The organism is Castellaniella sp. (genome assembly GCF_041677825.1).
GTDB lineage: Bacteria > Pseudomonadota > Gammaproteobacteria > Burkholderiales > Burkholderiaceae_B > Castellaniella.
The window spans coordinates 14570-27629 of sequence record NZ_JBAYPG010000028.1 but is presented as its reverse complement, the minus strand read 5'-3'; the positions used below and the strand labels follow the sequence as shown (position 1 = coordinate 27629).

The following is a 13060-nucleotide window of genomic DNA, read 5'->3' as shown; positions in this document are numbered from 1 at the left end:
AGGGCGCTGGGCCCAGCCCGGCCGGGTGCCTTCTGGTATCCGGCCGGATTCATTTCGGGTTATGCTTGCGCAGCATGAAGACACCATCCTATCCACACCCCATCGTGGCCCGCGAGGGCTGGCCCATTCTGGCCGGCAGCGTGGTGTTGTCCTTGCTGGTCATGTTCTGGTGGGGCTGGGTGTCCCTGCCGTTCTGGCTGTTCACCCTGTTTGCCCTGCAGTTTTTTCGCGACCCCGTGCGTCATGCGCCGGCGGGCGATGATCTGGTCCTGTGCCCCGCTGACGGTCGCATCGTCAGTGTCGAAGAGGCGCTCGATCCCTATGCGGGTGGCCGTTCCTGCCTGAAGATCAGTGTCTTCATGAATGTTTTCAACGTGCACTCGAATCGTGTGCCAGTGGCCGGCCGTATCCAGTCCATCACCTATTTCCCGGGCAAGTTCCTGAATGCCGATCTCGACAAGGCGTCACTCGAGAATGAGCGCAATGCCATGGTTCTGCAAAGGCCCGATGGCCAGTTGATCACGGCCGTGCAGGTGGCGGGGCTGGTCGCGCGACGCATTCTGTGCCATGTGCATCAGGGCGACAGCGTGTATGCGGGCCAGCGCTATGGCTTCATCCGCTTTGGCTCGAGGGTGGACGTATACTTGCCCCTGGGGGCACGGCCGCAAGTGGCCATTGGCGACAAGGTGCGGGCCACCTGCACCGTGCTGGCGCAACTGCCTGCCGCCGATGCGGGTGGCCCTGCACCTTCTCGCGATGCAGACTCTGCAGGTGCTGATTCTGCCGATGCGGGCTCTACAGATGGCCAGGCGTTGGGCTATGGTCCCGATGATCCGGAGCGCGTACCCGCCTGAATCCATGCCAGACGAACGTCAACGCCGCCGCAGCATCTACCTGCTGCCCAACGCCTTTACCACTGCCAACCTGTTTGCCGGGTTCTATGCGGTGGTGCAGGCCATGAACCATCATTTCGAGACGGCCGCCATCGCCATTTTCCTGGCCATGGTGTTCGACAGCATGGACGGCCGTGTGGCCCGTCTCACGAATACGCAATCCGCGTTCGGCGAACAGTATGACTCGCTGGCCGATATGATGTCCTTCGGGCTTGCACCGGCGCTGGTGACATACGTCTGGGCCATGCAGGGCCTGGGGCGCTGGGGCTGGCTGGCCGCCTTTGTGTACGTGGTCGGTGCGGCACTGCGGCTGGCACGCTTCAACGCCAATATCGGCAAGGTCGACAAACAGTATTTCCAGGGCCTGCCCAGCCCTGCGGCCGCTGCACTGGTGGCCGGGTTTGTGTGGTTGTCGGTGGACAACAAGCTGTCATTGTCGGACGGTGTCGTTCCGTGGGCGGCATTCACGCTCACCGTGTATGCGGGGGTGGCCATGGTGTCCAATGCGCCGTTCTACAGCGGCAAGACATTTGCGCTGGGCCGCAGTGTACCCTTCTGGGTAATGCTCGTGGTCGTCGGGGTGTTTGTCTTCGTGTCCAGCGATCCGCCCGTGGTGCTGTTTGGCCTGTTCATCCTCTACAGCCTGTCCGGCTGGGTGCTCTGGCTGTGGCGGGTACGGCGGGCGCGGCGCCTCGGCCAGCGCATGCGTGAAATGGGCGGCGCGGCCAGCCATGATGGCCCGTCGGGGCCGTCACAAGAGCCATGAGCCGCCCGCAGCCACGCAGCCGCAGCGCCTACAGGGCATTTCTGCCCATCCAGACGCGCTGGATGGACAACGACGTCTACGGCCACGTCAATAACGTGACCTACTACTCGTATTTCGATACGGCGGTCAACCATTATCTGCTCGAGCAGGGGGTGCTGGACTTCAATACGGGTGCGACCATCGGTCTGGTGGTCGAAACCGGATGCCAGTATTTTTCTTCCGTATCGTTCCCCGATGCCCTGGAAGCGGGCATCGCGGTATCTCGCATAGGCACCAGCAGCGTGCGCTACGAAGTGGGCATTTTCTTGCAGGGGGCGGAACTGACTTGTGCCGCAGGGCACTTTGTTCATGTGTATGTCGATCGTGCAAGCCGACGGCCGGCGCCTTTGGCAGATACTTTTCGCGCGGTGCTGGCGCCGCTGGTCTGCGATCCAAATGCCTTCCCGTCAGGTTGAATCGTGCAGCACACAGTGACGCCATGTGCCGTTTTCCACCAGTGTGCGTGTCAATGACCGGATCAGGTTCATGACTGCTCTGACCGCCGCACGCTCGAGCGCCATCGAACTGTTGCACAGGCTGATCTCTCGGCTCAGGCGCGGGTTCAGATCGTACGCCACGATGGTGCCGGCCTTGATCTCCTGATAGGCTGCTGAATAGGGCAGGATGGTGACGGCCAGGCCATCGCGTACTGCCGGCACCAGGATGGCGGCCGTGCTGGCCTGGGCCAGCAGCCGATAACGCAGATGGGCGTTCATGAACGCGTAGTCGATGCGCATGCGCAGCTTGTTCGGGGGGCGCGGAAGGATCAACGGTGCATCAGCCAAGTGGGTGATGTGCAGGTCTTCTGCAGGCAAATCCAGGGAAGGATGAGTCATGACCAGCAGCTCCTCGACCACCAGTGGGCTCACTGAAAGTCCCGGCGCATTTTCCTGATCGGGTGACAGGGACAGATCGACCCGCCCCTGTTCCACCATACGTGTCAGGTCGGCGCTCGGGATGTCCACGATCTCCAGTTCGATGGCAGGGTAGTGCTGCCGCACTGCCCGGATCAGTGGTAGCGCGAGCATGCGTCCAGTGCTGGATGCCATGGCGACAGATACGGTACCCGATATGGTTTCGACCTTCCGGTTCAGGATGCCGTGTATCGATTCGACCTGGCGCAGTATGGTCTGGGCCTGGCGGTACAGCAGCAGGCCTTCATCTGTGGGTTCCACCCCGCGCGGGCCGCGAATCAGCAGCCGCACGCCAATGTCTTCTTCCAATGCAGCAATCTGCTGGCTGAGTGCAGGCTGAGCCACATGCAGGGTTTCTGCGGCCCGCGTCATGTTGCGCAATTCGACGACGCGCACAAAATATGAAAACTGTCTGAGGTTCATGATGAGTACACTGTGAAATAAGATTTTCTTATTTCAGGATCATAATTCGATATTGGTTCATCCGGTTGTGCTTGGCTAACATGGTCAAAACATCAGGAGACAGGAATGACGCTGCAGCTGTCGGGCCTCAGGGTACTGGATCTGACCCGGGCTTTGTCCGGGCCGTTCAGCACCATGATACTGGGGGATCTGGGGGCCGAAGTCATCAAGGTCGAGCCCACTCCGGGGGGCGACATGGTGCGCCAATGGGGGCCGTTCGATCACGATATCAGCGTGTATTACCTCAGCGCCAATCGCAACAAGCGCGGGATCGAGATCAACTTCCGGGCGCCTGAAGGGCTGGCGCTGATCCGGCGCCTGGCGCTACAGGTTGATGTCGTGGTGGAAAACTTCAAGGTTGGCACCATGGAATCCATGGGCCTGTCGTATGACACCCTGGCGGCAGAGCATCCGGGCCTGATCATGGCTTCGATCTCCGGGTTCGGGCGCACGGGGCCGGCGTGCGAATGGGCCGGCTTCGATCAGATCGCCCAGGGTTATTCCGGTTTCATGAGCCTGAGTGGCACGCCAGAGTCGGGCCCAATGCGGGTGGGTACGGCCATCGGAGACCTGACCTCCGGCATGTGGTTGGTCATCGGAATCCTGTCGGCGGTGATCGAACGCCAGCGTACGGGTCGAGGCCAGCATGTGGACACGTCCCTGCTCGCCAGCCTCATGGGCCTGCTCAGCGTGCAGGGGCAGCGTTACCTGAGCGTGCGTGAAATTCCGCAACCTTCGGGAAACCTGCATCCGGTGATCGCGCCATACGGTACGTTCGAAGCGGCCGATGGCCCCATCAATCTGGCGCCGGCCACACAGGCCATGTGGCTCAAGCTGTGCGATCTCCTCGAGCTGCAGCACCTGACAGCAGATCCCCGTTTTCTGACGAATGCAGAGCGCATGCAGAATCGCCATGAGCTCAAGCGCCTGCTCGAAGAGCGCCTGCGTACCCGCAGTCGCATGGACTGGACGCGCCTGTTCATCGACCATCAGATTCCGGCTGGCCCCATCAACAATCTCGAAGACGTGTTCAACGACGAGCAGGTCAAGGCCGCCGGGCTGGTTGAAAGCATCGTTCACCCGCTGCTCGGCGAACTCGAGCAGGTCGGGCTGCCAATCCGCAGTTCCAATGATCCGCAGCGCCGCTCGATACGCAGGCCGCCGCCGATTCTGGGTGAGCACACGCGTGAGGTACTGCTGCAATTCGGCTTGGTGGCCAATGAGATCGACGCCCTGCTGCGCACCGATGTGGTGAAGCAGTTCGGGTACGCCGAGGCGGCAAATGATTCATCGGAGCACACCTGATGCCGAGCGTATCTACCGCCACCCCAGACGAGCCCACCCAGCCGCTGTTGGTGATCGAGGGGCGTATTGCCACGATCTCGTTGCGCAAGCCTGCGTTCAGCAACCGGCTCAGCCCAGCGGATCTGGCCGTACTGCGTACGCATATCGAAGCCGTGAATCAGGCAGAAGACGTCCTGGTGCTGCGTTTGGTATCGGATGGCAAGTATTTCTGCAGCGGCTACGACATCTCGTCCCTGGCGAGCGACTCGGCGCCCAGTTCCCTGCATTTTGGCGAAACCGTGGATCTCCTGGAAAACGCTCGCGCAGTGACAATCGCAGCCGTGCAGGGCGGGGCGTATGGCGGCGGCACCGATCTTTGCCTGGCCTGTGATTTTCGCATCGGTACGCCCCAGGCCAACATGTTCATGCCGGCCGCGCGCCTGGGCTTGCACTTCTATCCAGGCGGCATGCGTCGTTATCTGTCCCGCCTGGGGGTCAATGCGGCCAAGCGCCTGTTCCTGACGGCCGAGCGGATCGAGGCCGACGAGATGCTGCGCATTGGCTTTCTCACCGAACTGGTTGCACCGGACGAGCTGCACGCGCGAGTCGATGCCCTGAGCCAGTTGTTGGCGGGCATGGCGCCCCTGGCCTTGCTGGGCATCAAGCAGGATCTCAATCGCCTCATCGCTGGCACGTTTGACGAGGCCGATAATGCACGCGCCGTGCTGCATTCCGAGGCCTCGGAAGACATGCGTGAAGGCGCGCAGGCGTGGAAGGAGAAGCGGGCGCCGCAGTTTTGCGGGAAGTAAGGATCGAAGGAGGTAGGATCATGAGTCAGTCAGGGTTGGTACTGGATGCGGTCTTGGAGCATGCGCGCCGGCTGTCGGGCCAGCACCTGTATGCGGGTCAACTGCAGGTTCCTTTGGGCGGTCGGACATTTCCCGTGGCCAGCCCGGCGACCCGCCGGCCCATTGGCTGCGCGGCCGACGGTGATGCGCAGGATGTTGCGGCCGCCGTGGGCGCAGCGGTGGCAGCCCAGAAAGAATGGGTCGCACTGAGCCCGCGCGCCCGGGGCAAGATCCTGCAGAAAGCGGCGGCCAGCCTGACCAGTCACAGCGAGGCCATCGCTACCCTTTTGGCACTGGAAACCGGTAAGGCAATCCGTACCGAGAGCCGGGTTGAAGCCAATGTGCTGGCTGACTGCTTCGAATTCTATGGCGGCCTGGGCAGCGAGCTCAAGGGAGAAACCATTCCCTTTGCTCCGAACATGCTGGTGTTCACGCAGCGTGAGCCCATCGGCGTCGTCGCCGCGATCCTGCCGTGGAATGCACCTTTGATGCTGATGGCCTTCAAGATTGCGCCGGCTCTGGTGGCGGGCAATACCGTAGTCGTCAAGTCTGCCGAAGAAGCGCCGCTCTCCACTCTGTTCGTGGTCGAGTTGCTCAACCGCTCGCTGCCTCCCGGTGTGGTGAATATCCTGTCCGGTTTTGGGCCCGGCTGCGGCGGGCCGCTGGTGGCCGATCCCCGGGTTGCCAAGGTCACCTTTACCGGCTCGGTCGAGACGGGGAAGATCATCGCGCATGCGGCCGCCGAGCGTCTGATACCCACCACGCTCGAACTGGGCGGCAAGAGCCCGATGATCGTGATGGAAGATGCCGATCTCGAGCGCGCGGTGGCGGGCGCGGTGGCGGGCATGCGCTTTACCCGGCAGGGCCAGAGTTGTACTGCGGCTTCGCGCATGCTGGTGCATCGTTCATTGCGCGAGGCGTTTGTCGAGCGCATGAGTGACAAAGTCAATGCCATGATCATGGGCGATCCGCTGGACGAGAACACCGACATCGGCACAATTATTTCGACAGCACAGCTTGAACGAGTACGTTCGTACATCGCACTGGGCCGAAACATTCCCAATGTGCAGACCCTGCAATTATCGAACATGCCGCAAAATCCCGAGTTGCGGGATGGCCTGTATGTGCAGCCCACAGTCTTTGTAGGCGTCAGCAACGATCATCGTCTGGCGCGCGAAGAGATCTTTGGCCCGGTCACATGCGTTATCCCGTTCGATGACTACGAAGAGGCGATTGCCATGGCCAATGATTCGGATTATGGCCTGGCCGCCACCATCTGGACAAAGGATCTGACCAGGGCGCTGGATGCCACGCAGAGGCTGCAGGCTGGGTTCGTGCAGGTCAACCAGAACATTGTGACCCAGCCAGGGCTGTCATATGGAGGGATCAAACAGTCTGGCCTGGGCAAGGAAGCTTCAATGGAAGCGATGCTTGATCATTTTACGCAAAAGAAAACAGTGCTGATCAGCCGTGATTGATGAATCTTAAGATTTTGTTTTTCGGTAACCTGGTCCTGTGATTTGATGCGATTTGTTTCATGGGGCAATTCATTACATTTAGATTTTCCGGATCCCAGTGTTGAATTGAAATATTTTTCAGATGTTGAGGGTATCTGTATTCAATTTGACATATAAATATCCAGAGGTATGATATAGGCTGGCCGGCAGAAGCAACCCAGTTGAAGAACAGTAGATCGTTTCGTTTGACTGGAGATGATCCTGTAGCAGTAGCAGTAATTATTATTAATTCAATGGAGACATCACCATGACCATCAGTTCAAATCGTCATTTTTCCAAATGGAAGATGGTTGCGCTGTGCGCTGGAATAGGAGCGTTTCAATATGCGGTGCCAGCGTATGCCGAAACATTTCCTGTTGGTACGATATTTGGCAAAGACCACGTATTGACTCACATGACGCAAAAATTTGCCGAGTCTGCAAAGGAAAAGACGAATGGAGATATTGTCGTTCAGGTTCGTGTGGGTAGCCCGTTCGGTGACGTTTATCAGATCAGCAAACAAGTTGCAAACGGACAGCGAAAGCTCGATGTGGTGGTCATGTCGTCAGAGATCGACAAGCGCCTCGCCATTGGCTTTATGGGAGGGGTAGCGAGTGACTACGACCAAGCATACAAGCTGTATGGCCCAGACGGAACATTTCTAGAGGTCATGAATGATATAGGGGACGAGGCTGGCTACAAGATGCTTGCGTGGGCTCCTACCGGGTTTGGGGGAATTTGTTTCAGGAAAGAGGCTCCAGAAACTCTTCCATCAGATACCAAATACAAGGTCAGGGTGGCCCCCTACAAGGGCATGATTGCCAGGTTTGAAAGTCTGGGGTTCAGTGCAGTACCCATGCCTTATTCTGAAACCTTTACGGCGTTGCAGACAGGGGCCATAGATGCGAAGGGTGCGTGCCCTGCGCAAGAAGCAGCTCAAGAGTTTGCGGATATCATCGGTTCCTATTTGTATAGCCGGGATTATTTTGAAGGAATAATAGGAGTTGCGGTCAACAAAAAATGGTTTGATGGTTTGTCGGTTGAAAACAAAGAGGCTCTCATAGAAGCTGGGCATGAAGCAACCACGCTGGCATGGGAGGGTGCCGAGGCTCGCGAAGAGAAATTCCTCAAGGAACTCGAAGACAAGAATGTAAAGGTTATTCGGCTGAGCGCGGAGCAGTATGAAGAAGTGAAAAAGATAACGCAGGAGAGCGAATGGCCTGTTCTACGTGAGACGATAGGGGATGAGATCATGGACAAGATTGAAAGAATCGTTGCTGATTGATCAATGAAAACGGGCCGCTTTTAGTGGCCCGTTTTCCAAAAGACAAGAGCTGCCATGAGATACATCGAAAAAATCATTCAGGTGCTTCTATTCTTTTACATTCTGATCGTCGTGGGTCTGACTTTCCTTCAGGTTGTTTTCAGGAATATTGGCGTGAGTATTTCTGGATACGATGAAATCATCGGCATTGCTGCGATCTGGTCCTATTTCCTGGGGATGGCGCATACCACGCTGACCAATTCACATATAAAAGGCGGTCTGGATGAGCTGATCGCCAATGCTGCAATAAGACAATTTTTAGGAATATTGTCCTCCATTGGGCTACTGCTGTTTTCCATGATTGCCTTGACTGCAAGCGTTGGGATATTCATGACAGCACTTTCATTGAATTACAGGACATTGTATTTCGATATTCCTGTTGCACTGTCGCTGTTTGCATTGGTGATTGGATTTGGTCTTAATATCGTGTTCATTCTGATGCGTGCCGAGCGCAAGAACAACCATTTCAGGTAAGCGAGACGTCATATGATATCGGTTCCCGTCGTGCTCTGGCTCACCATTTCGGTTGTGGTGGTGCTTGGAGGCGTTTCAATCGCAGCGGCATTTGGTTTGGGATCATTTGGGATTGCTTATGCTTTGGGTATAGATATCGAGACTATTTTCTCGACCATGGTATCTAGAATAAACAGCCCAGCCCTGTTTGCCTTGCCGTTATTCATTTACATGGGCATTCTTGCAGAGAAAAGCGGTCAGGGGGAACGGCTTGTAAATTTCATAGAGCTCTTTATCGGGCGATTCAAGGGAGGCCTTGGCGCGGTCATTGTGCTTGCTTGTGCCTTGTTTGGCGCCATCTCTGGCGCAGGCAGTGCGGCAATAGCAAGTATAGGTACCGTATTGATGCCGAGAGCCGAGGCATCTGGCTATCCACGGGAATATTTGGTATCGCTGGTTGCCTGCTCCTCAATTTTGACCTTGCTCATCCCTCCGAGTATTCCTCTCCTGATTCTGGCGCTGACGATGCAGATTTCGGTAGGGGCTGCATTTTTGACAACACTTGTCCCTGGTCTGGTGATGGCTGTTGGTTACATTGCACTTAATCAATATTTCGTGCGCAATTTTTCCGTGAAAACCGTTGAGCACACCAGCAAGACGGTATTTATTGCGGATTTCAGGAAAAAGGCGAGGAGTGCATCCTTAGTTCTACTTCTCCCTGTTGTCGTGCTTGGAGGAATCTATGGTGGCGTTGCCAGCCCGACAGAAGCGGCCGGGATGGGAACGATATACGTAATAATATTGGCATTGTTCGTATATAGAAACATGACGTTCAAGGAGTTCTTTGATGCCACCATAGCATCGGGTAATCTATTGGGCTCACTGGTCATCATGGTGAGTGCCTTGATACTCCTGAGTACTGTTTTAGTCTATGAAGGCACACCCTTTATACTGGCAGAGATGGTGTCCAGCAATTTTGAACAGTGGCAGGCGCTGCTGCTGATCAATCTTATTCTCTTGGTCATCGGGATGATCATGGATGATATTTCCGGCTCGATCGTGGCGGCTTCAGTATTATATCCGATTGCTCAGGATATTGGAGTTGATCCGCTCCAGTTCGCTGCCATTGTTGGTGTGAATCTCGGTTTGGGGAATATAACACCACCAGTGGCGCCGCTGCTGTATATGTCGAGTGCGGTGGCGGGCAACGTACCTATGCAAAAATATATAGGATATATTCTGAAGTTTATTTTTTTCGTCAATATCCCGGTTCTCTTGCTGGTTACTTTTTGGACTGATTTTTCATTGTTCTTGCCCAGGATGCTGGGATTTTGATAATTCTTGCTGTGGAACCTTTGGCTATTGTAGCCAGAGGGATTATATTGAACTGCTTTGATATACTAACTGGAGGACTCAGAAATGACAGCTTATGCAGGTGATATGACAAGTCCGGGGCGCCGGACTGCAAATGCACGTACTCAGTCCGAGCTCGATCTGGCAGCGCTGGCCGATCGATGTCTACCGGCCGGCACCTTTGGAAACATCCCTGAACCAGTAATAATTTCCCGCGGGGCTGGAGCAAGAGTCTGGGATGAAAGTGGCAATGAATATATCGACTATTTGCTCGGTTCGGGGCCAATGCTTGTCGGACACTGTCATCCAGAAGTGACTGCCGCAATTTCCGATCAACTGACAAGAGGAACAACTTTTTTCGCTAATAATCCGCAGGGAATTCGGTTGGCCGCAGCAATCGTTGACGCAGTACCCTGCGCAGAAAAGGTGAGGTTTGTATGTTCCGGCACAGAGGCTGATTTTTATGCTATGCGACTGGCGCGTGCCTATAGAAAAAAGGACAAAATTCTTAAATTTGAGGGTGGATATCATGGCATGAGTGACTACAGCCTCATGAGCCTCATGCCCACACATGACGTGCCGTTTCCTGAACCCATTCCGGATTCTCCAGGCATTCCGGACAGCATCCAGGCCGACATTGCTGTCTTGCCATTCAATGATGTCGAACTCATGCGTAGTTTCATTCGCGCGAACCATGAGGAGCTTGCCGCGGTAATCGTTGAGCCATTCCAGCGCCTGATAGCACCTCAGGCAGGATTTCTGGAGACGTTGCGTGAAATCACAGCGGAGACAGGCGTGGTGTTGATTTTTGATGAGGTGGTGACTGGATTCAGGTTTTCATACGGTGGTGCTCAGGAGTATTTTGATGTCACCCCTGACCTGTGTACTTTAGGGAAGGCGTGTGGTGGGGGGTTTCCACTGGCAGCGATAGCAGGGCGTGCAGACATCATGGACCTGTTTGATCGCTCAAAAGTAGGTGATGACCAGTTCCTGGTACAGCTAGGGACCCTCAGTGGCAATCCGGTTGCCGCTGCTGCCGGCCTGGCCACACTGAATGTTCTCAATCAACCTGATGTCTATAAGAATTTTTTTGCTACAGGCAGAAGGCTAATGGATACGCTGGGTGAAATGCTGCGTCGCGCGGATCTTCCGGCGCAGGTACTTGGCGCCGAACCGTTGTTCGATGTGATTTTTCATCGTGGTGAAATACAGAATTACCGCGATACAATTAGTGGTGACGCCTGGTTGACCAAAACGTTCAATAGGTTGCTACGGGAGCGTGGGTTGTTCAAGGGTGACACTAAATATTATGTCAGCACTGCGCTTGGGGAAAGTGAAGTCAGTCAGACTGCTGATGCTTGGGCATCCGCTATTGATGCTTTGAAGCATGCCATGAAGTCCAGACCAGCAGACAGCTGAAGGGCAAGGCACGAGGCTGTAAGCGTACCTTGACATTTCAAATTTGGTGAGCCTTGTTTGGATGTACTAAATATGGTCGAGCAGGATGGCAAATCCTTGATTGCAAGCCTGCATACCTGAAGGCTCACCTCATGAACTGTTCTGGTCGACCGGTATCGGAGCCTGTTTTCGACTATTTGTGCAAGTAGGAGATAGCACAGGCGGATACCAGGGTTTGTGGTAGATACAGGATTTTCAATGTAATCAGTTTGGTGGGATTGTTAAAATATCGCATGAGGGGTGTGTGGGATGCAGGCATTATCCAATGGTATGGCGCATATTGACGGGGAGTTCGTCCCGGCGTCACAGGCGAAAATTTCTATATTTGACTGGGGCTTCCTCCATTCTGATGCTACGTATGACGCTGCACATGTGTGGCGTGGCAAGATATTTCGGCTTGACGATCATATCAACAGGTTCCTGAGAAACATCGATAAGCTCAGAATGGAGATTCCATATGATTTTGATGGGTTGCGAAGCCTTTTGATCGAGTGTGTTTCGCGAAGTGGTATAAAAGACGCAATTATTGAAATGATATGTACGCGAGGTATACCTGAATCCGGTTCTCGTGACCCCAGAACTTGTAAAAATAATTTCTTCGCTTTCGTTGTGCCAATGATCTGGATTGCCAGTCCTGAGAAACAAAGGGAGGGCTTGCATGTCATTATTAGTGAAAAATATCGTATACCGTCGTCATCCGTAGACCCCACGATAAAGAATTTTCATTGGCTTGATATGACCATGGGGTTGTTCGAAGCCTATGATAGGGGTGGTGAAAGTGCAATCTTGAAAGATATCGATGGCCATGTTGCCGAAGGCCCTGGCTTCAACATATTCGCGGTCAGCGGAGACAGGATTGTTACGCCGGGTCGTGGAACTTTGGATGGTATTACACGGCGTACAGCAATCGAACTGGGCAAGAACAGCGGCTATGATGTGATTGAGGGTGAGTTACCCGTCGATGATATTTTCGAGGCTGATGAAATATTTATTACAAGTACGGCCGGAGGGATAATTCCCGTTACGACCATTGATCATAGGAAGATAGGATCGGGGAAACCAGGCCCTGTCACGATTGCCCTTACGGAAAAATACTGGGCCTTGCACGAAGATCCTCGATACGTTTTTCCTGTGAAATATTGATCAGTGCTTAGTGAAATTTACCAAATACCATCGATAATCTCCAGAGGGTATAAACTGTAATCGATCGCTCGAAGAAATTTTCCTGCATGGTCTTTTGTTAATGGTATGTAGTTGTTTCGAAGGAAGGTGCTATGGTCGCATATGTCGTCGCTAAAATACATGTCACAGATCCAGTTACATATAAAAAATACGCAGACAGGGCTCCTGAATTTGTCGAACGTCATGGAGGTAGATATCTCACCCGAGGGGGTGCGGTCATTACAGCCGAAGGCGAGCAGTTCTCCGGGCGTATGGTAATACTCGAGTTTCCTGATAGAAGCCGGGCAGAGGCGTGGCTGAAGGATCCGGGCTATGTGGAAGTCAGTGCGTTTCGCCAGGCTGCATCAGTTGGGCAGTTCTTGATCCAAGAAGGAGAGGCACCGCATAAGCCATAGCATATGTTGTCCATTGTCGTTCTGGAGCAGTTCATGCAATTGGAATTCGTCATCCCACGAGGCGGCGAGGATGAGGGACGAACTGTAGTCATGTGGTGGCGAGCGCAGCGAGGTAGTGATATTCACTAAGCCAATCGATGCTGACTGGTGGGTTGGCAAACGCAAACTGTCCTACGTGGTTCAGATCATCATC

12 protein-coding genes and 1 pseudogene are annotated in these 13060 nt (G+C 54.7%); 12 read left to right on the top strand and 1 reads right to left on the bottom strand.

Going from position 1 to position 13060, the window contains the following annotated elements:
- Positions 1-74: 74 nt before the first annotated feature.
- The 3 genes and pseudogenes from WCY17_RS11705 to WCY17_RS11695 form a co-directional block, all read left to right on the top strand.
- Positions 75-719: pseudogene (locus WCY17_RS11705) on the top strand (phosphatidylserine decarboxylase); the annotation flags it as partial.
- Between the two features lie 139 nt (positions 720-858).
- Positions 859-1659, top strand: coding sequence for a CDP-diacylglycerol--serine O-phosphatidyltransferase (pssA, locus tag WCY17_RS11700; protein ID WP_372702366.1), 801 nt, complete (start codon positions 859-861; stop codon positions 1657-1659).
- Positions 1656-2114 carry an acyl-CoA thioesterase gene (locus tag WCY17_RS11695; RefSeq protein WP_372702365.1) on the top strand — a complete coding sequence of 153 codons (459 nt, stop codon included), beginning with the start codon at positions 1656-1658 and terminating at the stop codon, positions 2112-2114. The genes pssA and WCY17_RS11695 overlap by 4 nt, the downstream gene beginning before the upstream one ends.
- Here the strand turns inward: WCY17_RS11695 and WCY17_RS11690 are convergent.
- Entirely contained in the window at positions 2106-3035 is a 930-nt protein-coding gene (locus tag WCY17_RS11690) for a LysR substrate-binding domain-containing protein (protein ID WP_372702364.1), read from the bottom strand. The genes WCY17_RS11695 and WCY17_RS11690 overlap by 9 nt on opposite strands.
- 105 nt (positions 3036-3140) lie before the next feature.
- Between WCY17_RS11690 and WCY17_RS11685 the strand changes: the two genes are divergently transcribed.
- From WCY17_RS11685 to WCY17_RS11645, 9 genes are all read left to right on the top strand, one after another.
- The gene (locus tag WCY17_RS11685) at positions 3141-4379 is read left to right on the top strand and encodes a CaiB/BaiF CoA transferase family protein (RefSeq protein ID WP_372702363.1); all 1239 of its coding nucleotides are present in this window, start codon (positions 3141-3143) and stop codon (positions 4377-4379) included.
- The gene (locus WCY17_RS11680; protein ID WP_372702362.1) at positions 4379-5167 is read left to right on the top strand and encodes an enoyl-CoA hydratase/isomerase family protein; all 789 of its coding nucleotides are present in this window, start codon (positions 4379-4381) and stop codon (positions 5165-5167) included. The genes WCY17_RS11685 and WCY17_RS11680 overlap by 1 nt, the downstream gene beginning before the upstream one ends.
- A 20-nt stretch (positions 5168-5187) precedes the next feature.
- Positions 5188-6684, top strand: a complete 1497-nt coding sequence (locus WCY17_RS11675; RefSeq protein ID WP_372702361.1) for an aldehyde dehydrogenase family protein — start codon at positions 5188-5190, stop codon at positions 6682-6684.
- A gap of 286 nt (positions 6685-6970) precedes the next feature.
- Positions 6971-7987: a TRAP transporter substrate-binding protein DctP gene (gene dctP / locus WCY17_RS11670; protein WP_372702360.1), complete on the top strand. Its 1017-nt coding sequence runs from the start codon at positions 6971-6973 to the stop codon at positions 7985-7987.
- Positions 7988-8041: 54 nt separating this feature from the next.
- Positions 8042-8500, top strand: coding sequence for a TRAP transporter small permease (locus WCY17_RS11665; protein WP_372702359.1), 459 nt, complete (start codon positions 8042-8044; stop codon positions 8498-8500).
- A gap of 30 nt (positions 8501-8530) precedes the next feature.
- Positions 8531-9814 (top strand): TRAP transporter large permease, encoded by a 1284-nt coding sequence (locus tag WCY17_RS11660; RefSeq protein ID WP_372702358.1) that lies wholly within the window; start codon positions 8531-8533, stop codon positions 9812-9814.
- An 84-nt stretch (positions 9815-9898) separates the two neighbouring features.
- A complete protein-coding gene (locus WCY17_RS11655) occupies positions 9899-11251 on the top strand; it encodes an aspartate aminotransferase family protein (protein WP_372702357.1) in 1353 nt (450 codons plus the stop codon).
- A gap of 288 nt (positions 11252-11539) precedes the next feature.
- Positions 11540-12433 carry an aminotransferase class IV gene (locus tag WCY17_RS11650; protein ID WP_372702356.1) on the top strand — a complete coding sequence of 298 codons (894 nt, stop codon included), beginning with the start codon at positions 11540-11542 and terminating at the stop codon, positions 12431-12433.
- A 131-nt stretch (positions 12434-12564) separates the two neighbouring features.
- The gene (locus WCY17_RS11645) at positions 12565-12867 is read left to right on the top strand and encodes a DUF1330 domain-containing protein (protein WP_372702355.1); all 303 of its coding nucleotides are present in this window, start codon (positions 12565-12567) and stop codon (positions 12865-12867) included.
- The last annotated feature ends 193 nt before the right edge of the window (positions 12868-13060 follow it).